A 20722-nucleotide genomic window follows, 5' to 3' on the forward strand; every position below is an offset into this window, starting at 1 on the left:
CCGGCGTCCTTTCAGGTCTGCTCGGAACGGGCGGCGCCGTCCGTGTTACCTTCCTTCAGGTCTTTGGTCTCGACAGGGACTCTTTCATAGCCACCAATGCCAGTCTGGCGCTGATGGCCGACCTGGTACGTATACCGGTCTATCTTTCCACCGGGATAGTTAACCCGCACCGCGAGGATTTTTTGCTGATACCGCTTCTTGTGGTCATTGCCTACGCTGGCACACTGCTGGGCAGGCGGATAGCGGCGGGCATTCCTCAGGACAGGTTCCGCCACGTGGTGCTGGGCGCCCTCTTACTGGCCGGATTCAGCTTCATCTTCAGGGGCTGAAGGGTCTTGTGGGGGTTTAGTTATTTTCCCTCAAGGGGGGAAGTTCATCAAGAGATAGTGAATATGAGGCGGGGCGGTAAATACAAACGGCCCGGCTGGGCCGTTTTTGTTTCGGGGGTGTAATAAAATAGGGCCATTATTTCTTGCCGGATTTGTCCTTTATCATCTTGGTAAGTCGGTCGGCAAATTCGAGATCGGCCCCCTCGGCCTTAGCGCGCTTCTTAGCCTCTGCCTTGACCTTCTTTACGTCTATGACGTCTCCAAGACACTCTTCGGCGGCAGAACACCACTCCACACAGGTAGGCACTTTATTTTTGAATACGGTGTTACCGCATTTGCAGTCGGTCTTCTCCTCGTCGGCGAACATCTCTACGGTGCGCCCGCACTTCGGGCAGGGCCGCTCGATTATCTCCGGCGCGGTTGACTTCATACTGCCCGGGCATCTTACCTTTCCAGCCATTGTATCGTCTCCATACCTTTATGAAGGGGTCTGTTTCTTTATCTGTTTATAGGAAAAAGCCCTGCCACACTTGCAGCGGGTCTCGTCCTCGTTGCTCCAGACCTCTACTATCTCGCCGCAGTCCGGACACTTTTCCTCGTGAAACCTTGGTACATCCGGATTGCTCATACAGTCGTGCTTTGACATACAAACTCTCCTTCCTTCATATTTTATTTAAAAACGCCTTTATCGTCAAGGGGATTACGGCGGCTGGATAAGGGGAATTAAAACGTGTGAGCAAGTCGTGCCATAGGCAGATCCACCTTCGGCGTCACTTCCATGCTACACCATCCTTTTGTGGCGTCGGGTCTCCGTACCCGACGTCCGGCTACAGGGTGACGTACATTTGGCATTGAATCACCGATGAATGACGGTTAATATATCACCTTATGGAGAATGATGATAAGAACATATCACGGGCCGTTACCAGGGAAGAGATAGGGGAAATAGACCGGAAGGCCATTGAGGAGTACGGCATACCGGGAGTGGTATTGATGGAGAACGCCGGCCGCGGGGTGGCCGTTGAGGCGCTTGAGATGCTGGAAGAGGCCCTTGAGCCCCGCGTGGCCATATTGTGCGGCAAGGGTAATAACGGCGGCGACGGTTTTGTTGCGGCAAGACACCTGCATAACCGGGGTGTCGCGGTCGACGTTTATCTGTTTGCCCGTGTGGCTGACGTGGCCTTCACACACGACCCGTGGACACACCTTAATACGCTCATCAAGATGGGACTTGAGATTAAGGAGGTAACGACGGCCCCTGACGCCAGGAGGATTATGTTGGATATGGAGGACACGGACCTCATTATAGACGGCCTCCTGGGAACGGGACTTCGGGGAGAGGTGAAAGAGCCTTATCGTACAGCGATAGAGGACACAAACAATTGCGGTGTTCCCGTACTGTCAATAGATATACCGTCGGGACTTGACTGTAACGATGGCCGCGTACTGGGCGTGGCGGTAAGGGCGGCCCGGACCGTGACGTTTGTACTGCCGAAGGCGGGTTTTGCGCTTGCCGAAGGCCCTGCGCACGTCGGCGAGGTGGTGACTGCCGACATCGGCATACCCAGGGAACTGGTGCAGGGTTTGTAGTAATGGCGACCCGCCGGGTCGCCACTGCAGGACTAGCCGCCTGCTATGGCGGGGACGACTGAGATGATGTCGCCGTCCTTAACGGGTGTGTCCTGGTTCTTCTGGAACCGGATGTCCTCGTCGTTGACGTAGAAATTTATGAACCTGCGTATCTCACCCTTTTCGTCGCAGAGTCTACCTTTTATACCCGGATATTTTGACTCCAGGTCGTCTATTACCTCTCTAACGGAACTGCCGGAGGCCTCTACCTGATCGGTGTTGCCGGTCAAGGGTCTCAGCGGGGTAGGAACTCTTACGGTAACTGGCATCTTTGTGTCTCCCTCAAGACGTTTTATTATCTATAGTGGAAAACGGAGTAACCGTGGTGGTTAATCCAGGGGCATATATTACTATTTATCCTTTGCGGCGGCAAGCATTCCTGTCTTCGCGTCCCGATGGCCGGCGGGAGCGGCGTCTTTTTCCATGAAGGCGTCGAAATCCTCAAGACTCGCCTTTATAAGCAGGTGGGGTTTCGCCAGTTTACCTATTACGGCCTCCTGTGTCTTGAGCCCGTTACCCGTTATGCTTATCACGATCGATTCGTTCCTGGGTATGCGGCCCTGTTCTATCAGTTTTTTTGCCACTGCCACCGTTACACCACCGGCCGTCTCGGTAAAGATACCCTCCGTTGAGGCCAGTAACTTTATACCCTCTACCAGTTCGTCGTCGGTCACGTCCTCGGCCCAGCCGCCACTCTCGTTTATGGCCTTGATGGCGTGATAGCCGTCCGCGGGGTTGCCTATCGCGATGGACTGGGCGATGGTGTCGGGTTTTACGGGTTTTATGGTGTCCCAGCCGTTCTTTACCGCGGTTGATATGGGTGCGGAGCCGGAGGCCTGGGCCCCGTAGAGCTTTGTCCCGGCATCAGGTATAAAACCGAGCATCTTAAATTCCTTAATGGCCTTAAATATCTTCAGTATGAGTGACCCGCCTGCCATGGGTACTACTATGTGTCGCGGGGCCTTCCAGCCGAGCTGTTCGACTATCTCGTGTCCGTACGTCTTGGAACCCTCGGCATAGTACGGGCGGATGTTTATGTTGGCGAACGCCCAGCCGTATTTCCCGGCTATCTCGGAGCACAGCCGGTTAACGCCGTCATAGTTGCCGTCGATACCGATAACCTTGGGCCCGTAGACGAGCGTGCCCACTACCTTCCCCTGCTCCAGGTCTGCGGGCATGAATATATAGCTCTCAAATCCCGCCTGTACCGCCTGCGCGGCCACCGAGTTTCCCAGATTACCTGTGGTCGCGCAGGCCACCGTCTTGAAGCCGAACTCCTTCGCCTTCGAGAGCGCGGCGGATACGACCCTGTCTTTGAAACTCCATGTCGGGTAGTTTACCGAATCGTTTTTTACGTACAGTTCCTCGACACCCAGGGCCTTCGCCAGATTATGCGCCCTGAGGAGCGGGGTGAATCCGACGTCGATTCCAACCGTGGGCTCTCCGTCCAGGGGCATAAGCTCCTTATACCGCCACATATTCTCGCTTCTGGAGGTGATTACGTCTCTGGTGAGACACTTCTTTATGCCGTCATAATCGTATTCTACTTCCAGGGGCCCGAAACAGAAACTGCAGACGTGGATGGGCTCCTTGGGGTATGTGCGGTCGCATTCTCTACACTTCAGGCTTTTGACAAACCCCATTATATCGATACTCCTATTTTAGAGACTCGAGTGGTGAGATAAGCGCGGGGAGGACAAAAAATAAGCCTCTTCCCGGGATATAAGAAGAGGCGTTTTCTCGGCTCCTGTCTTATCTCCCAAGGCTCTTACCTTACCTTGCAGGACTTAGCACCAGCATCCACCTTTTCTCCGGTGGACCGGTTGCTGTGGCTTCCGAGGGCCGGTCCCTCCACCACTCTCGATAAGATTACAGAACGATTATAACCTGGACAGGGTTGTTGTCAATCGAATTTTCCTGTCGCAAAAGGCTTAACGTGTTAATCCATACAGTTTACGACCAGTCCTGTCAGGAGTTTTGGATGGAAGAAGGTGGTTTTGGGGGGCATCTTTAACCTCTCGGAGGCGATGCCTTTCACCTCTTCGATCCTGGTGGGGTTCAGGAAGAACGCCAGGTCGTACTCTTCGTCATTTACTGATTCAATGGCCTCATTTTCGTCGTGTACGTATTTGATGTACTTCTCGTCCGTAACGTGCTCTCCAAGTATCCTGTCCAGTGCCAGACCGTGCAGGATCCTGGTGTCCAGCTGGCGAATGCATTCCGGTTCTTCCGCAAATTTACTCTGAGGGGTCTTGTCACTGGCCAGAGAAAGCAGATAGTATTTCCTGTTGCTGCCAACGTATAGTCCGAACGTATGTTCGGGGCTTTCCTCCAATTTTTCTTTTAAGGAGGCGTAGTCGTTGATTTTTTCTTGAGGTTCTATGTAGAAATATTGTTCCAGGATGTCGACTACGCTGATGTCCGGACGTTCTTCGGGGACCTTTACCAGCCGGTGGATAGGCAGGATTAAGAGTCCCGGGTCGTTCATGGATATCAGCATCATCATTACGTAATCCGCCCGTCCGCCGAGACTGCCCTTGACCTCTTTACTGAAGGTGGAGGCCACTTCGTAGCGGTGGTGGCCGTCTGCAATGAACAGGGGCCTGTTTTCCATGAGCCCGGAGACCGTCTCAATGGTTGACCAGTCACTTATACCCCACAGGCGGTGTCTCGTGCCGTCTATCCCTTCCAGGTCTACCTCCGGTGGGTTAGACGTTGCGGGCCTAAGCGCGTCGTACACCCTGGTCTTCTCCTCTGGATACAGTGTAAAGATGGGGCTCAGGTTGGCGCGGCACGCCCTCATCAGGCGAAGCCTGTCCTCTCTTTTTGCCGCGAGCGTGTTTTCGTGGGGAAATATTGACCCGGTTTTTGAGTCCTCAATCTTCACAAGGGCCAGAAATCCCCTGCGGGCGAGTTTCTTGCCCGCGAAGGAGAACTCCTGTTCGTAGGCGTAGATGGACGCCTGCGGGTCTCTTATCAATATCTTTTCGTCTCGCCACGACTTCAGATACTCTGTCGCGCGCGTATATTTATTGCGGAATTCGGTGTCGCCGGGCAGGTCCTTGCCCAGGATTATGCGGATAATGTTGTAGGTGTTCCGTTCGTAAAACTCTTCTCTGGCCCTGGGTGTAATGACGTCATAGGGGGGGCAGATAACCTCTGAGAGGTCTTTTATCTCTCCGGGGTTGTATCTGTACCCCCTAAATGGTGCAATAGTAGCCAGCTTTCGAACCCTGCGTGGATTGGGCTGTTGTGTTAGTGAATTGTGGGATTACGTGCCTATATCCCAGGATGCCAGATACTTTTCCTGTTCCTCTGTCAATGTGTCAATGGAGATGCCCATGGACTTCAGTTTCAGGTTGGCTATCCATTCATCCATTTCACGTGGCACGTCATAGACGCGGTTTTTCAGCGTGCCGCGGTTGTTTTTTATGTACTCGGTGGCCAGTGCCTGAACGGAAAAGCTCATGTCCATGACGCATGCCGGATGGCCTTCTGCCGCGGCCAGGTTAATTAGCCTGCCGTCCGCCAGCAGGTATATCGTGCGGCCGTCCTTCATGACATATCCGTCAACGAACTTTCTAACCTCGGGATGTTTCTTCACGGTCAGCTTGTTGAGCCCGTCAATGTCTATCTCGACGTTGAAATGGCCGGAGTTGCAGACCACAGCTTTGTCTTTCATTACCGCGAAGTGTTCTTTTCTGATTACGTGCTTGTCTCCGGTGAGCGTGCAGAACAGGTTGCCTATCTTTGAGGCCTCTTCCATGGGCATCACCTGGTAGCCGTCCATAACCGCCTCCAGCGCCCGGACGGGGTCTACCTCGGTAACGACTACCTTCGACCCCATACCCCTGGCCCTCATAGCCACTCCCCTGCCACACCATCCGTAACCTATTACAACGACCGTCTTGCCGGCCAGCAGCATGTTCGTTGCTCTGATGATCCCGTCCAGGGTGGACTGACCCGTACCGTAGCGGTTGTCAAAGAAGTGTTTGGTCGCGGCGTCGTTTACCGCAACAACCGGGAATTTCAGCACACCGTCCTTCTCCATAGCCCTCAGCCTGATCAACCCTGTGGTCGTTTCCTCCATACTGCCGATGATCTCGCTCGCGAGGTGGGAGTGGGTGCTGTGCAGGGTGGATACGAGGTCAGCACCGTCATCGATTGTCACGTTGGGTTTCTGCTCGAGCGTGGCGTCTATATGTTTGTAATAGGTATCATTGTCCTCGCCGGTTATGGCGAACACGGGTATCTTAAAATCACTTACCAGGGATGCGGCGACGTCATCTTGCGTGGAGAGCGGGTTTGAGGCGCAAAGGATTACCTGGGCGCCGCCGGCCTTCAGGGTGTCGACCAGGTTGGCTGTCTCTGCCGTGACATGAAGACAGGCCGAGAGTCTTAGACCGTCAAGTGGTTTTTCCTTCTCAAAGCGTTCCTTTATCAGTTTCAAGACGGGCATGTCCCCGCCCGCCCAGTCTATTCTGCGTTTTCCTTCAGGTGCAAGTTTCAGGTCCTTGACGTCGTGTTTCATACAGTCGTTGCCTCCTTTATGCCGGCTTCTCGTCTCAGAACATCGACCATGTCGGTCTTTTCCCAGGTAAAGTTTTCACCTTTGCGGCCGAAATGCCCGTATTTTGCGGTATCCCGATATATCGGTCTCCTGAGGTTGAACTTTTCTATGATACCTGACGGGGTGAGATCAAAGACCTTCTCAACTATGTCCGCCAGCTTGTCCTCGGGTATCTTGGCCGTGCCTTCACAGTGCACGAGAACGCTGGTGGGCTGGGTTACTCCAATGGCATAGGAAAGCTGTACCTCGCACCTGTCTGCAAGCCCCGCGGCCACCACGTTCTTTGCCACGTGCCTGGCCGCATAGTGGGCGCTGCGGTCCACCTTTGTGGGGTCTTTTCCTGAAAACGCGCCGCCACCGTGCCGTGCCCTTCCGCCGTAAGTGTCCACGATTATCTTGCGGCCTGTCAGCCCACAGTCTCCTTTCGGCCCACCTACCACAAAACGGCCCGTGGGGTTTATGTGGATTATGGTTTTGTCATCGAGATACTTTGAAGGGATAACCTTCTTAATTATCTTTTCTGTCAGGTCCTTCTTGATGGTTTTCTGGTCAACGTCGTCCGAGTGTTGCGTGGATATCACTACGGTATGAACCCTTACGGGGCGGTGGCCCTCGTATTCTATTGTGACCTGTGATTTGCCGTCGGGTCTCAGATAGGGCAGCTCACCGCTTTCTCTCAGATGCGCCAGTTCCTCCACCAGTTTGTGGGCCAGCATGATGGGCAGGGGCATGAGCTCGGGCGTCTCGTTGCAGGCGTAACCTATCATCATACCCTGGTCGCCCGCTCCCAGCTGCTTATTCTCTTTTTCCCGCGCGTCCACGCCCAGCGCGATGTCCGGTGACTGTCTCTCAAGGCAGGTTATTACCGCGCAGGTGTTGCAGTCAAAGCCCATCGAGGTGTCCGTGTACCCGATATTCTTTATGGCCTCCCGTACCGTGGCCGATATGTCTATAATGGCCGTGGTGGTTATCTCGCCGGCTACAAGCACCAACCCCGTCTTGACCAGTGTCTCGCAAGCCACCCTTGCGTATGGGTCACGTTTTAAAATTTCGTCCAGTATGGCGTCGGATACCTGGTCCGCTATTTTGTCCGGGTGCCCGACGGCAACGGACTCAGATGTGAATAGATGTCTGCCTTTTCTCATCTAACAACTTTCTCCTTGCTAAATTGCCTCTTAATGCCTCCAGATTGCGAGACGTGGCGCCCATTTGTTTGAGAACCGTCTCTCGTGCCCTCTGGCCCATTTCCTTTGCCTCCCCGGCGTTGCTAAGTATAGACTTTACCGTGCCCAGAAGGTCTTTTTCGTCGCGCGCCATCTTAGCAGCATCCGCCTTCAACAGCAAGTGCATCTCTTCCTCAAAATTAGCCATGTTAGGACCAAAGACCGTAGGTCTCGCCAGGGCCGCGGGTTCCATGACGTTCTGGCCGCCCCGGCCCATGAGGCTCTTTCCCACAAATACACAGTCTGCCAGGGAATATACGTTGTTTAAATCTCCTATTGTGTCGACTAACACCACAGTATCGCCGGGCTCCGAGCCAAAGTCTTTACCCTTGTCAAGCATAGATTTCCTTGCGCAGGAGAACCCGAGGGCCGTTACAGACCTTTCGACCTCTTCGGCCCGTTCTATGTGGCGCGGGACAAGGATGAGCCTGAGTCTGGGGACCGTGGCCTTAAGGGTCATAAGGCACCTGAGCAATATCTCTTCCTCCCCGGCGTGGGTGCTGCCGCCTACAAGCACAGGGTCTTTGGGTCCTATCTTAAAGGCCTGTCTTAACGCCTCTTTTATGTTCTCTGGGACGTCCACGGCCAGATTATCGTATTTCATGTTACCGGTGGTTATTACCTTTTCCTCCGGTATGCCGAGTTCGAGGAATCGGGAGGCGTCCGGCCCGGTGCGCACACAGTAGACGTTTCCCGGGGCAGACAGGCTCTCTGAGAACGTCCTGGACAGGAAACTCATGACGTTAAAGAATTTTTTGGATTTTTTCGATATCCTTCCGTTGACCAGGACCACGGGGATTTCTCTCTCAACGGCCTCGACCAGAAAATTGGGCCATATCTCCAGTTCAACCAGCACTATGCAGGTGGGCCGGAGCAGCTCAAAGGCCTTCCGGTCTATCCAGCTGAAGTCGAGGGGGAAGTAGACGACGGGCCTGTTCTCAAATCTTTTCCGGGCGATGGAAAAACCCGTGTTGGTGTTGGTGGATATGATTATGTCCCAGCCCGGGTATTCTTTTCCCATGGCGTTTATGAGCGCCTCGGCGGTCTTTACCTCTCCAACGGATGCGGCATGGACCCAGAAACAGGGCCTATCGCCCTCCCTTGCGGGGAGCCAGCCCAGCCTCTGGGACAGGCCCGCGCGAAAGCGTTCGCTTGTAAACATCTTGGCCAGAATATACGGCGTTCCCAGGATGCCGGCAGTCAGATATAAGGAGTCGAAGATGATGGGCATAAGCTATTTACCGCAACATTGTTTATATTTCTTCCCGCTGCCGCAGGGACATGGCTGGTTCCTTCCCACCTTGGTGCCCACGCGGATGGGTTCTGTTGTCCGCTTCTCCTGTTCCGCGGTCGCGGTCGCAGCCTGCGGTTGCGGCTTTCTCTCCATGAGTGCCGCGTCTTGATAGACAAAGTTGTCGACATTCCACACCCTGTGTGCCATATGCGTGGGTTCTTTCTCAAGCTTTATCTTGAAGAGCAGGTCTGTCAACTCTTCCCTTATGGAGGCCATCATGCTCTGGAACATGCCCAGGGCCTCACGTTTGTATTCTATTTTGGGGTCTATCTGAGCGTAACCCCTGAGACCGATACCGCTCTTCAGGCTATCCATCGCGTAAAGATGGTCTTTCCACTTCGAGTCGACCTTTTCCAGGATGATGAACTGTTCGAGCTTTCTGATGTTGTCTTCCCCTATATCAAGCTCCCGCTGGTGATAAAGCTCAGTGGCTTTTCCCATGAGATGTTCTTCTATGTCTTCCACCGACTTTCCGGCAAGTTCTTCGGGGGCGGGCTTTACGCCGAACTTCTGCTCAAACCATTTGGTCAGCTCCTCGGTGTCCCACTCGTCTTCATTCTGTCCCGGCATATAGCGGTCCATCGAATCCAGCACATTGTCTTCGATCATTTTCAGGACGCTATCCCTCAGGTCCTTCCCCTCGAGGCAGTTCTGCCGCCACGTGTAGATGGTCTTACGCTGTTCGTCCATGACCTCGTCGTATTCCAGGAGGTGTTTTCGGATCTCGAAGTTGTGTTCCTCAACCTTCTTTTGGGCGCGCGCTATGGCGTTGGTGACCATGCCGTGTTCGATGGCCATCCCTTCCTCCAGGCCGAATTTCTGCAGGATTGAGCTTACCCTTTCTGAGGCGAAGATGCGCATGAGGTCGTCATCAAGCGCGACGTAAAACCTCGAAGAGCCGGGGTCGCCCTGCCTGCCCGAACGTCCGCGCAGCTGGTTGTCAATACGTCTGGCCTCGTGCCTCTCCGTGCCCAGGACGTGGAGCCCGCCCCGCTCGGCCACTCCTTCGCCCAGGACGATGTCTGTGCCCCTGCCGGCCATGTTTGTGGATACGGTAACGTGACCCTCCTGGCCGGCCTTTGCTACGATGTGGGCCTCTCGCTCATGGTGTTTTGCGTTTAGAATCTCGTGCTCGATACCGCAGCGGTTCAGCTTTTCACTCAACATTTCAGATTTCTCTATGGAAGCGGTACCTACAAGGATGGGCCTGCCGGCCTTGTGTATCTCTGTTATCTCGTCCACAATGGCCGTCCATTTTTCCTTCTGAGTTCGGTAGACCCGGTCAGGGGCATTATCACGCTTGAGGGGCTTGTTGGTGGGAACGGATACTACCTGCAGTCCGTATATTTTATCAAATTCCATCGCCTCCGTGGTGGCGGTACCCGTCATACCCGCGAGTTTCTCGTACAGTCTGAAGTTGTTCTGGAGGGTGATGGTGGCGAGGGTCTGGTTTTCTTCTTTTATCTTCTGGTGTTCCTTGGCCTCTACTGCCTGATGCAGGCCGTCGCTCCATACCCTTCCTTCCATGAGCCGTCCGGTGAATTCGTCGACAATGACCACCTGACCGTTTTTTATGATGTAGTCCGTGTCTCTTTTAAACAGGTGGTGGGCGCGCAGGGACTGCTCGATATGGTGTGGCCATTCCATGTTCTTCTCTGTGTATATACTCCCCACACCAAGCTGGTTCTCTACCGCCTCTATTCCCGCGTCGATGAGGTGGACCGTTTTTTCCTTCTCTTTTATATCAAAATGTTTACCTTTCTTCAGCCGGCGTGCGATACGGTCGGCAATGTAGTACTGCTCGGTAGACTCCTCCGTGGGACCGGAGATTATGAGGGGGGTTCGGGCTTCGTCTATGAGGATGCTGTCCACCTCGTCGATTATGGCGTAGTTGAGTTGTTTTTGCACCTGCTCTGCCGTGCTTGTGCGCATATTGTCTCTTAAATAATCAAAGCCGAACTCGTTATTTGTGCCATACGTGATATCACACTGGTAGGCGACCTTCTTTTCCGCATAGTCCTGGTCGTTCTGAATCGTGCCCGCTGACATGCCCAGGAACTCGAACACCGGGCCCATCCAGTCGCGGTCCCTCTTGGCCAGGTAATCGTTTACCGTTACTATGTGCACGCCCTTACCGGTGAGGGCGTTAAGGTATGCGGGTAATATGGCGACCAGCGTCTTACCCTCGCCAGTGGCCATCTCTGAGATCTTGCCCTGATGGAGTACTATCCCGCCCAGGAGCTGTACGTCGAAGGGGCGCATGGTAAACGGCTCAATGTCGGGGTTCGGGGAGCGCGACACGCGGGCCGAGGCCTCTCTGGCCACGGCGAAGGCCTCCGGCAATAGGTCGTCCAGGGTCTCTCCATTGGCCAGCCTGTCCCTGAATTCACTGGTCTTTGCCCTGAGCTGGTCGTCTGAGAGGGCCTTTATCTTCGGCTCGAAAGAGTTTATCTGTTCCACTATGGGCCAGAGCTCCGCCAGGGCACGCTCGTTGGCCGAGCCGAAGACCTTATCTAGCCCCTTTGTTATGTAATCAAGTATCATAATACTGCCTCAATGCTATTATAATGCACCTTTTCGAAAATATCAAAATGGAAGGTGAAGAAGCTACCGCACCTTTTTGCCGGCACGGATAGCGTGGCTGGTACGAAAAGCCGAGCGTATGGGGTGAAAAGGTGCCCTTGCACCCTGCTTATAACCCGGTTCTTGTGTACTTATTTTCTCTTTTTAACAACATAAAGGTATAGCAAATTTTATCCATTTAATCAGATTAGATTACAGGTGTCAAGGTGTTCTGTTTGTAGTGGTGTATGTAACGGGTATGTCAAGGCCACGTCTTGACCTACGGCTCTAGACCGGGTTCGCCGTCAGAATTTCTCCAAACCCGGCATAATATTCCTGTAGAGATTTTACTTCAAGCGGTCCTTTGAGCATGGCCTCTATGCCTTTTGTAGCGGCGGAAGCACCGGAGAGGGTGGTAAAGTATGGTATGTGATGTACCAGTGCCGTCCGGCGGATGGAGTAAGAGTCTTTTTCGGCGACGTTCCCCTCTGTAGTGTTTATGACCAGTTGTATTTCACCCTTTTCCAGATAATCTACCACGTTGGGGCTGCCTTCGATGACTTTAAGGACGTCCTTGACGGGTAGGTTTGCCTGTGCGATTGCCCCGGCAGTGCCCCTGGTGGCCATTATCCGGAAGCCCAGCCTGTGTAGCGTCCTGGCAACCTCCACGGCCTGCGGCTTGTCTCTGTTCTTAACACTTACGAAGACCGTCCCCTTTGTGGGGAGGCAGCCGTCCTGTCCCATCTGGCTCTTCGCGTAGGCCCTGCCGAAGTCCTTGTCCAGCCCCATTACCTCGCCCGTTGACTTCATCTCAGGCCCCAGGACTGTGTCTGCACCGGGGAATTTTATGAAAGGCAGAATCGCTTCTTTAACGGCGGTGTAAGGGAACTTCTGCCGTGGCTGCAGGTCCATCTCGCTTAGGGTTACGCCCATGGCGGCCTTGGTTGCCACCTTAGCGAGCGGTATACCGATGGCCTTGCTCACAAAGGGCACGGTCCGGGATGCCCTCGGATTTACCTCCAGCACAAAGACCTCGTCGTCCTTGACGGCGTACTGTATGTTAATCAAACCCCTCACGTCCAGTTCGAGTGCGAGGAGCCTGGTCTGCCTCTCCAGCTCTTCCAGTATGCTGTCTTTGAGTGAATGAGGCGGTATGACGCAGGAGCTGTCTCCCGAGTGAATGCCCGCCGCCTCTATATGTTCCATGATCCCGCCGATGAGTATGTCTTTCCCGTCGGCCACGGCGTCAACGTCAATCTCCACCGCGTCTTCAAGAAACTTGTCTACCAGGACGGGATGGCTTGGCGAGGCCTCTGTCGCCCGATGGATGTATTTCTCAAGAGATTCCCTGTCAAACACCACCTGCATTGAGCGGCCGCCGAGTACATAGGACGGCCTCAGCAGGATCGGATACCCGAGGGTCTCGGTTATCTCAATGGCCTCTTCCAGCGAGCGGGCGCACCCGTTGTCGGGCTGCTTCAGATCCAGCTTTCTAAGGAGTTGGGTAAACCGCTCCCTGTCCTCCGCGCGGTCGATGCTGTCGGGGGACGTCCCCAATATCTTGATGCCTTCTCTTTCTAGTGGGATTGCGAGCTTAAGGGGCGTCTGTCCACCGAACTGTACAATCACGCCCAGGGGCCTTTCCTTTGCTGCTATCTCCAGGAAATCTTCCAGGGTCAGGGGCTCGAAGTAAAGCCTGTCGGAGGTGTCGTAGTCGGTGCTTACCGTCTCCGGGTTACAGTTAACCATGATAGTTTCGTAACCAAGCTCCTTAAGCGCCATCACCGAGTGTACACAGCAGTAGTCGAACTCTATGCCCTGCCCTATACGGTTTGGACCGCTGCCGAGGATTATAACCTTCTTTTTATCGGTAGGTTCCGCCTCGCACTCTGTCTCATAGGTGGAGTAGAGGTACGGGGTGTAGGCCCTGAACTCTGCGGCGCAGGTGTCAACACGCTTGAAGACGGGTCTTATACCGTGTTTTTGCCGCAGGGTCCTGACGGCGTCCTCCGTCGAGCCTGTAAGCCGGGCAAGGCGGCAGTCCGATATGCCGGCGCCCTTCGCCGCCAGCAGGGCCTCAGGGTCAGAAATCCCCCCGGCCTTCACGTTTTCTTCTATGCTTATTACCTCTTTTATGTTGTTTAGGAACCACGGGTCTATCTTTGTCAGGGCGTACAGCTCGTCTACGCCGATGCCCGTCCTGAGACCCTCTGCCACGTACCAGAGCCTGTCCCATGTAGGCGCTGCCAGGTGCTCTCTGATGGCGGTCTTTTTCCGGTCGTCCGTCATGCCCTCGAAAAGTTCCAGCGTTAACCCGTAAATGTCTATCTCCAAAGACCTTATGGCCTTACCCAGCGATTCCTTAAACGTGCGCCCGATGGCCATCACCTCACCCACCGACTTCATCTGTGTGGTGAGTGTTTCATCGGTCTCCGGGAACTTCTCGAAGTTGAACCGCGGGTATTTCACCACACAGTAGTCTATCGTAGGCTCGAAAGCGGCCGGGGTGTAGCGTGTGATGTCGTTGGGTATCTCGTCCAGGGTGTATCCGACCGCGAGTTTTGCCGCTATCTTCGCAATGGGGAAGCCGGTGGCCTTGGACGCAAGCGCGGAACTGCGCGACACCCTGGGGTTCATCTCGATGGCCAGCATCTCGCCGGTATCCGGATTGACGGCAAACTGTATGTTGGACCCTCCCGTGTCTACTCCTATCTCCCTGATAATCTTTATCGCGGCGTCCCGCATGTGCTGATACTCACTGTCAGTGAGGGTCTGGGCGGGGGCTACCGTGATGCTGTCGCCGGTATGGACGCCCATCGGGTCAAGGTTTTCGATAGAGCAGATGATTACCACGTTGTCCCGTACGTCCCTCATCACCTCCAGCTCGTATTCCTTCCATCCCAGGACGGAGCGTTCTATAAGGACCTCATGGACGGGGCTGAGGTCGAGCGCGTGCTTGATAAGTTCTTTATACTCTTTCATGTTTCTGGCGATGTTACTACCCGCGCCGCCCAGGGTGAAGGACGGGCGTATTATGGCGGGGAAACCTATTTGCCCGACGGCATCTACCGCTTCTTCTATAGACTTTACGTATATACTTTCCGGCACGCCGACGCCTACCCGCCTCATGGCCTCCTTGAAGAGGCCGCGGTCCTCTGCCTTCTTTATGGCGTCGAGCCCCGCGCCAATCAGTTCCACGTTGTGCTTCTTTAGCGCTCCCGATTCTGCCAGTGTTACCGCGAGGTTAAGGGCCGTCTGCCCGCCAATCGTGGGCAGGAGTGCCTGAGGCCGCTCTTTTTTGATAATCCGTTCCAGTATGTCCGGCACAAGCGGTTCTACATATGTGGCGTCCGCCAGCTCCGGGTCTGTCATGATGGTGGCCGGGTTGGAGTTGACCAGCACTATATGGAAGCCCTCTTCCTTCAGGGCCTTACATGCCTGTGTGCCGGAGTAGTCGAACTCGCACGCCTGCCCGATAACGATAGGCCCGGAACCTATTATCAGTATTTTCTCTATGTCAGTTCGTTTCGGCATTTCTTTTTTAATTTATGCTGTAGTGGCAGAGCTTGCTCTGCATAGTGTCGAGCAAGCTTGACCACTACAAAAAATTTATTGGGTACCCTAGGGTCATACCCAGGGCATGATTTATCTGGCACGCTATATTTCGTGTCTTATTGTTTCTTTACCATCTCCATAAACTTCTCGAACATATACCCCGCGTCGTGGGGGCCGGGGGAGGCCTCGGGGTGGTGCTGGACGGAGAACGCGGGCACGTCCAGACACCGCAGCCCCTCGACGGATTTATCGTTTAGGTTTGTGTGGCTTACCTCCACCCTCCCGAACGGCGTGTCAGACGCGCCGCCGTCAGCCTCAACCGCGAATGAATGGTTCTGCGTGGTGATTTCAACCTTCCGCGTGGAGAGGTCCATGACGGGGTGGTTGCCGCCGTGGTGGCCGAATTTGAGCTTATACGTCTTGAGTCCCAGCGCAAGCGCCATGAGCTGGTGTCCCAGGCATATGCCCATGACGGGTTTTTTGCCGAGCAGCCCCCTGACGTTTTCTATCATGTACGGGACGGCTCCCGGGTCGCCGGGACCGTTTGATATGAGGATGCCGTCGGGTTCCATAGAAAGTACGGCTCCGGGACCGGTTGTGGCGGGGACGACCGTGACCCTCGCCCCAAGCCGTTCCAGGCTCCGGGGGATATTGTATTTTACGCCGCAGTCGTAGACGACTATGTGATATACGGGAGCGACCCGCCGGGCCGCCCCCGCAGATGTCTTTGAGACGGAATCCCAGCCGTAGACCCCTGAGGTGGTGACCTCTTTAACCAGGTCACGTCCCGGAAGCCCGGGTGTTTCTTTCGCCTTGGCATGCAGACTCTCAGGGTCGAGGTCTTTGGTGGATATGACGCCGACCTGTTCGCCGTGGTCCCGTATATGCCGGGTGAGAGAGCGTGTGTCGAGGCCCTGGATACCCACGATACGGTGGGCCTTCAGTAATTCGGCAAGGTTTGTCCTGGAGCGCCAGTTGCTCGGGTAAGGGCAGTACTCCTTGACTATAAAACCGCTGAGGTATAGCCGGGAGGATTCGTTATCTTCGAGGTTAACGCCGTAGTTTCCTATGAGCGGGTAGGTAAGGGTGACGATCTGGCCCTTGTAGGAGGGGTCGGTCAGGACCTCTTGGTACCCCGTGATGCCGGTATTAAAAATAACTTCCCCGCTGGTCTCTCCCTCGGCTCCAAAAGGCCATCCTTTATAAAGGGCGCCATCGGCGAGTACTAGTAGGGCCCTTTTTTTCATACCGTTATACTATGGGGGCTTATCATATCCGAATTTCGTTCATACTATCTCTGGCGGGCGTTTCTGTCAAGAACAGGTTTTCCCTTGACAGCTTGTGCCGTCTTGATGTTTAATTACAAGTGTGTATCGTGATAAGAATTAAGGCTTTAGGACCTTTCTTGCGAGTACTTCATGACATTAGCCAACAAGGTTACAATAGGTCGGATTCTTCTCACGCCGATTCTCATTATAGCCCTCTTTGAGGCCACGAACGCCGAGTGGTGGCGTTATCTGGCGGCCAGCCTCCTCTTTGTGGTCGGGATAGGGGACGCCGTCGACGGTTACCTGGCGAAGAAGAGAAATGAGGAAACGGAGCTAGGCAAGTTCCTTGACCCGATAGCGGACAAGTTTGTAGTAATAAGTCTGTGTCTAATATTGTATTCTCATTTCTGGGTGGGGCCGCACCTCCCGTTCTGGTTGTTTGCCGTTATACTGTTCAGAGAAATCTTTGTCGTCGGCGGATTCTTGTCGCTGTCTTTTGCCAACATTAAGCCGAATCCCTGGCCGTGTTTGATGGGTCGCGTAAATAACAACGTGCAGCATGTAATGTATGGTTTTGTTATTGTGGGAAACGTTATGCCCGATATCGCAACTAAGCTGATTCAATTTAGTGTGGGGATTACCTGTATTGTCTCTCTTCTTGCGTATATGTGGCTCTTTTTTGATATTCTTAAACAGCGTCAGAGTGTTAAGGCGGGCGTGAACCAGAGCGTCCAGGAAGTGACTTGAGAGGAGTTTTGTAAATGACGTACAGTTCTATCCCATCGATTTTAAAGGACCTCAAGCATGGTAAGATGGTTGTCGTTGTGGATGATGCCAACAGGGAGGACGAAGGCGACCTTACAATGGCAGCCGAAAAGGTCACTCCTGACGCGGTAAACTTTATGCTTAACCATGCCCGCGGTATTATTTGTCTTGCCATGTCAGAAGAGATGGCCGAGTCGCTGGACCTTCCGCCGATGGTTACCAATAACAACGCGAAGTTTAAGACGCCGTTTACGGTGTCGATAGATGCCAGGAAGGGCATAACGACGGGTGTCTCCGTTGAAGACCGGGCCACGACGATAAAGATGGCGGTGAGTAAAGATTGCAAGCCCGAAGACCTGGTAAGGCCCGGGCACGTATTTCCACTCAGGGGCCGGCGTGGAGGCGTGCTGGTAAGGACGGGGCATACCGAGGGCGCCGTAGACCTGGTCAGGCTGGCCGGTCTTCGTCACTCCGCGGTTATCTGTGAGATTATGGCCCCGGACGGAAAGATGGCCAAACTCACAGGGCTGAAGAAGTTTGCCGAAGAACACAAAATAAAAATATGTACAATCGCCGATATAATCAAGTACCGCCATGAGAAGGAGCGTCTTATCAAGAAAAAGGTTTCGGTGAAGCTGCCTACCGTCTACGGTGATTTTACGGTGCATCTCTACCGTTCGCAGGTTGACGAGTACCTGCACCTGGCTTTCTGTAAGGGTGATATCGGAATGGAGGGCGATAGCCCCGCGCCCCAGCACGACGAGCCCGTATTGGTGCGAGTGCATGATGAGTGTCTCACGGGCGACATATTCGGGTCTCTGAAGTGTGACTGCGGTGAGCAGCTGCATAACGCCCTGAAGATAATCCAGAAGGAGGGCAAGGGCGTTTTACTGTACATGCGGCAGGAAGGCAGGGGTATCGGCCTGGAGAACAAGTTGCAGGCATACGCCCTGCAGGAAAAAGAGGACCTGGATACCGTAGAGGCGAATGAAAAACTGGGCTTCCTTGCAGACAAAAGGGACTATGGCATTGGCGCTCAGATACTCAGAGACCTGGGGATAACCAAGATGAGACTTTTATCCAACAACCCCAGGAAGTTCAAGGGGCTTGCGGGTTACGGGCTGGAGATTGTAGAGAGGGTGCCCATCGTCGTTGCCCCGACGAAAGATAACATACGGTATCTGCAGACAAAGAAGAATAAACTGGGTCATTTAATAGACGTGGTCTAGGGGGGAGGAGGGAAACGTGCCTACAATCCTTAAATATATTAATGATGACGAGGCTCTGAGGATTGCCGCTAATATAGAGAAAAAAGGATACAATCTTTACATTGAGGCGTCCAGGCGGGCAAAGGGTGACAAAGCGAAGCTAATGTTCAGGCAGCTGGCAGAGGCTGAACAGAAACATTTAGTGCACTTCAATGACCTTCGGGCAAACCTGCATGAAAGGAAAGGGCAGATACCCTGGGGTGAAGACGATGAGCTGGTAAGTGCTTACATAAATAACCTGGTTCACACGGGGGTTTTCAGCGGTACAGGAAAGAAACGTGGAACAACAAATAAGGACATTACCGAGATTGAGGCGTGTGAAGTGGGTATTCAGACAGAGAAGGATTCTATACTGTTCTTTGGCGAGGCCGCCAGATTGTGCAAGAACCGTCAAGGCAGAAAGATGTTCAAGGCCCTTATTGAGGAAGAGAAACAACATCTGACGGACCTTGCCCAACATCTCGGGCACTTAAGGCAAAAAAAGCCGAGCAGTGGGGGGAAGCGCAAATGACAGAAGCAGGTGAAGTATATTACTGTGAGGTCTGCGGGGCCGAGGTAAAGGTCGTGACTGGTGGTGCGGGCACGCTCGAGTGCTGCGACCAGCCGATGACACCGAAGTCGAATTAATCGGTAGAGACCTCTCAAAGATCTCCTGAGCACAGCTACAAATTTCCCTTCAACGAAGTAGAACTTCGTTGTCTACCGTTCGCCTTCAAACGTTTTTGGTAGACGTAGACAATGAGCTTTACGGTCGTTGATGTCTTCGACGAAGGAGTACATCTATCTCGCACGTGCGACATCCGCCTCAGGCGGATCGCACGCTACACCCTCGATGCAATAATGTAGTACCTTACCAGCCACAATATCTACAACCCCTTCAGCTCCACCTTGCCCAGCGTCAGGGCGTCTTTCAGGGTGTCTTCCGCCCTGCTCACCAGGACGATTATCAGATTGTCCGGGTCGAGGAACCGCCTGGCCGCACGGTTGACGTCTTGCCTTGATACGGCGCTGACATTGTCCAGATATTCCTCAAGATAATTTTCCGGCAGGCCGTAAAACTCCTGGTCTATAATCTTTGATGCTATCTGGGTGGGCGTCTCAAGTCCCAGGGGGAAATGACCTATGTAATAAGACTTGGCGGCATCCAGTTCCTCTGCGGTCACGCCGCCGGACTTGAGCTTTCTCAACTCGTCTAGCACCAGCCACATGGCCTCAAGGGCGGTCTCGTTCTTACTGTATGTCCGTATGTAAAAAGGCCCCTGCAGCATCCTTGCGTCAAAGCGGCTCGAGACACCGTAGCTCAGGCCCCTCTCCGCCCTTATCTGTGTGTAGAGTCTGGAGGTAGGCCCCCTGCCGAGGATGCTGTTCAGTAGCAGGAGGGGGAAGTAATCGGGGTCTGCGCGCCTGATGCCCAGATGGCCGATGCGTATCTCTGTCTGTGTGAGGTCGGGCTTGTCCACCATGCGTATCCTGTGGCCTGTAATTCCGGGTATGGGGGGTGGTGTGGCCTCTTCTACTTTTCCTGCATCCTCCCAGTCGCCGAAGGTTTCTTCTATAGCGGTGAGTGTGCCTGCGGGGTCTATGTCGCCGACCACCGTTAGGATAGAGTTGCCCGGCTGATAGTAGCGTTTGTGAAACCGTGTGATTTCTTCTCCGGTGACGGCCTTGAGGCCCTCTGTCGTGCCGACAGGCGGGTGGTTATACGGGTGTGTGCCGTAAAGCATCTCGCCAAAATGCCTGTCGGCGATGTTTCGTTTGTTGTCTCTCTCCCTTTGTATGGACGTTACGGCCTTGTCACGCTGAAATTCTATTTCCTGCGGTTTAAACGACGGGTATCTTGCTACCTCGGAGAGCATGTCGAGCATGGTCCTGAAATGTCTGACGAGGGCCGTAGAGCCGATGGAAGTGGAGTCATAGTCGCAGTCCACGTCAAGGGTGGCACCGATGAAATCTATCTCCTCTGATATCTCAAGAGAACTTTTTGAGCGCGTTCCCTCACGCAGTAGTTGTGCCGTCAGGTTGGCGAGTCCGGGCCTCTCCTGCGGGTCATTTGCGGAGCCGGCCTTCACCAGTAATTCTATCGCCACGACGGGCAGCTCGTGGTGTTCTACCATGATTATTCTGAGGCCGTTATCCAGCGTGGCTTTCTGGTACTTTATGGACGGCAGGTCCTCGCCCGCCTGCACACACCTGCTTGTAGCGAGAGGCAGGAAAGAAATTATAAGTATTATGAACAGGCGGTGGTATATGATCACTTCG

17 protein-coding genes, 2 pseudogenes and 1 riboswitch are annotated in these 20722 nt (G+C 54.0%); of the genes and pseudogenes, 6 read left to right on the forward strand and 13 right to left on the reverse strand.

Going from position 1 to position 20722, the window contains the following annotated elements; all coding sequences use genetic code 11:
- Positions 1-329, forward strand: a 329-nt coding sequence (locus NOU37_08855; GenBank protein MCQ4575340.1) for a sulfite exporter TauE/SafE family protein, incomplete at its 5' end; no start/stop codon positions are given.
- 136 nt (positions 330-465) lie between these two features.
- On the opposite strand, the gene NOU37_08860 is transcribed toward NOU37_08855, so the two are convergent.
- Together NOU37_08860 and NOU37_08865 are read right to left on the reverse strand one after the other, a co-directional pair.
- Positions 466-789, reverse strand: coding sequence for a hypothetical protein (locus NOU37_08860; GenBank protein MCQ4575341.1), 324 nt, complete (start codon positions 787-789; stop codon positions 466-468).
- 18 nt (positions 790-807) lie between these two features.
- On the reverse strand, positions 808-975 hold the full coding sequence (locus NOU37_08865) for a hypothetical protein (GenBank protein MCQ4575342.1): 168 nt from the start codon (positions 973-975) through the stop codon (positions 808-810).
- Positions 976-1217: 242 nt separating this feature from the next.
- Here NOU37_08865 and NOU37_08870 point away from each other — a divergent pair, with 242 nt between their 5' ends.
- Positions 1218-1919, forward strand: a complete 702-nt coding sequence (locus NOU37_08870) for an NAD(P)H-hydrate epimerase (protein MCQ4575343.1) — start codon at positions 1218-1220, stop codon at positions 1917-1919.
- Between the two features lie 32 nt (positions 1920-1951).
- Here NOU37_08870 and NOU37_08875 read toward each other — a convergent pair whose 3' ends face one another.
- The 10 genes and pseudogenes from NOU37_08875 to carA form a co-directional block, all read right to left on the reverse strand.
- The gene (locus NOU37_08875; protein MCQ4575344.1) at positions 1952-2227 is read right to left on the reverse strand and encodes a MoaD/ThiS family protein; all 276 of its coding nucleotides are present in this window, start codon (positions 2225-2227) and stop codon (positions 1952-1954) included.
- Positions 2228-2308: 81 nt separating this feature from the next.
- Entirely contained in the window at positions 2309-3601 is a 1293-nt protein-coding gene (gene thrC, locus NOU37_08880) for a threonine synthase (GenBank protein MCQ4575345.1), read from the reverse strand.
- Between the two features lie 106 nt (positions 3602-3707).
- A riboswitch (SAM riboswitch) is annotated at positions 3708-3828 on the reverse strand.
- Positions 3829-3897: 69 nt separating this feature from the next.
- Positions 3898-5172, reverse strand: a complete 1275-nt coding sequence (locus tag NOU37_08885; protein MCQ4575346.1) for a DUF1015 domain-containing protein — start codon at positions 5170-5172, stop codon at positions 3898-3900.
- 57 nt (positions 5173-5229) lie between these two features.
- Positions 5230-6489, reverse strand: coding sequence for an adenosylhomocysteinase (gene ahcY / locus NOU37_08890; protein MCQ4575347.1), 1260 nt, complete (start codon positions 6487-6489; stop codon positions 5230-5232).
- Positions 6486-7673, reverse strand: a complete 1188-nt coding sequence (metK, locus tag NOU37_08895; GenBank protein MCQ4575348.1) for a methionine adenosyltransferase — start codon at positions 7671-7673, stop codon at positions 6486-6488. Before metK ends, ahcY begins: the two co-directional genes overlap by 4 nt.
- Positions 7642-8982 (reverse strand): 3-deoxy-D-manno-octulosonic acid transferase, encoded by a 1341-nt coding sequence (locus tag NOU37_08900; protein ID MCQ4575349.1) that lies wholly within the window; start codon positions 8980-8982, stop codon positions 7642-7644. Before NOU37_08900 ends, metK begins: the two co-directional genes overlap by 32 nt.
- Positions 8983-8985: 3 nt before the next feature.
- A pseudogene (locus NOU37_08905) lies at positions 8986-9093 on the reverse strand (SEC-C metal-binding domain-containing protein).
- A 111-nt stretch (positions 9094-9204) separates the two neighbouring features.
- A pseudogene (gene secA, locus NOU37_08910) lies at positions 9205-11589 on the reverse strand (preprotein translocase subunit SecA).
- Positions 11590-11895: 306 nt separating this feature from the next.
- Entirely contained in the window at positions 11896-15141 is a 3246-nt protein-coding gene (gene carB, locus NOU37_08915; GenBank protein ID MCQ4575350.1) for a carbamoyl-phosphate synthase large subunit, read from the reverse strand.
- 137 nt (positions 15142-15278) lie between these two features.
- A complete protein-coding gene (carA, locus tag NOU37_08920; protein MCQ4575351.1) occupies positions 15279-16409 on the reverse strand; it encodes a glutamine-hydrolyzing carbamoyl-phosphate synthase small subunit in 1131 nt (376 codons plus the stop codon).
- Between the two features lie 171 nt (positions 16410-16580).
- On the opposite strand from carA, the gene NOU37_08925 reads away from it, so the two are divergent.
- From NOU37_08925 to NOU37_08940, 4 genes are read left to right on the forward strand one after another with little or no spacing between them, the layout of a single operon-like run.
- The gene (locus tag NOU37_08925; protein ID MCQ4575352.1) at positions 16581-17177 is read left to right on the forward strand and encodes a CDP-alcohol phosphatidyltransferase family protein; all 597 of its coding nucleotides are present in this window, start codon (positions 16581-16583) and stop codon (positions 17175-17177) included.
- Between the two features lie 14 nt (positions 17178-17191).
- Entirely contained in the window at positions 17192-18424 is a 1233-nt protein-coding gene (locus NOU37_08930; GenBank protein MCQ4575353.1) for a bifunctional 3,4-dihydroxy-2-butanone-4-phosphate synthase/GTP cyclohydrolase II, read from the forward strand.
- 16 nt (positions 18425-18440) lie between these two features.
- Positions 18441-18974 (forward strand): ferritin family protein, encoded by a 534-nt coding sequence (locus NOU37_08935; GenBank protein ID MCQ4575354.1) that lies wholly within the window; start codon positions 18441-18443, stop codon positions 18972-18974.
- A complete protein-coding gene (locus NOU37_08940; GenBank protein ID MCQ4575355.1) occupies positions 18971-19090 on the forward strand; it encodes a desulfoferrodoxin FeS4 iron-binding domain-containing protein in 120 nt (39 codons plus the stop codon). Before NOU37_08935 ends, NOU37_08940 begins: the two co-directional genes overlap by 4 nt.
- A 239-nt stretch (positions 19091-19329) precedes the next feature.
- Here the strand turns inward: NOU37_08940 and NOU37_08945 are convergent, their stop codons facing one another.
- The gene (locus NOU37_08945; GenBank protein ID MCQ4575356.1) at positions 19330-20718 is read right to left on the reverse strand and encodes an insulinase family protein; all 1389 of its coding nucleotides are present in this window, start codon (positions 20716-20718) and stop codon (positions 19330-19332) included.
- Positions 20719-20722 lie beyond the last annotated feature (4 nt).

It is taken from the genome of Candidatus Bathyanammoxibius amoris, assembly GCA_024451685.1.
In the GTDB taxonomy this organism is placed as follows: domain Bacteria; phylum Planctomycetota; class Brocadiia; order Brocadiales; family Bathyanammoxibiaceae; genus Bathyanammoxibius; species Bathyanammoxibius amoris.

Coding starts and splice junctions, on each gene's coding strand:
- NOU37_08860 (MCQ4575341.1), bottom strand. CDS start 789: ATGGCTGGAAAGGTAAGATGCCCGGGCAGTATGAAGTCAACCGCGCCG.
- NOU37_08865 (MCQ4575342.1), bottom strand. CDS start 975: ATGTCAAAGCACGACTGTATGAGCAATCCGGATGTACCAAGGTTTCAC.
- NOU37_08870 (MCQ4575343.1), top strand. CDS start 1,218: ATGGAGAATGATGATAAGAACATATCACGGGCCGTTACCAGGGAAGAG.
- NOU37_08875 (MCQ4575344.1), bottom strand. CDS start 2,227: ATGCCAGTTACCGTAAGAGTTCCTACCCCGCTGAGACCCTTGACCGGC.
- thrC (MCQ4575345.1), bottom strand. CDS start 3,601: ATGGGGTTTGTCAAAAGCCTGAAGTGTAGAGAATGCGACCGCACATAC.
- ahcY (MCQ4575347.1), bottom strand. CDS start 6,489: ATGAAACACGACGTCAAGGACCTGAAACTTGCACCTGAAGGAAAACGC.
- metK (MCQ4575348.1), bottom strand. CDS start 7,673: ATGAGAAAAGGCAGACATCTATTCACATCTGAGTCCGTTGCCGTCGGG.
- NOU37_08900 (MCQ4575349.1), bottom strand. CDS start 8,982: ATGCCCATCATCTTCGACTCCTTATATCTGACTGCCGGCATCCTGGGA.
- carB (MCQ4575350.1), bottom strand. CDS start 15,141: ATGCCGAAACGAACTGACATAGAGAAAATACTGATAATAGGTTCCGGG.
- carA (MCQ4575351.1), bottom strand. CDS start 16,409: ATGAAAAAAAGGGCCCTACTAGTACTCGCCGATGGCGCCCTTTATAAA.
- NOU37_08925 (MCQ4575352.1), top strand. CDS start 16,581: ATGACATTAGCCAACAAGGTTACAATAGGTCGGATTCTTCTCACGCCG.
- NOU37_08930 (MCQ4575353.1), top strand. CDS start 17,192: ATGACGTACAGTTCTATCCCATCGATTTTAAAGGACCTCAAGCATGGT.
- NOU37_08940 (MCQ4575355.1), top strand. CDS start 18,971: ATGACAGAAGCAGGTGAAGTATATTACTGTGAGGTCTGCGGGGCCGAG.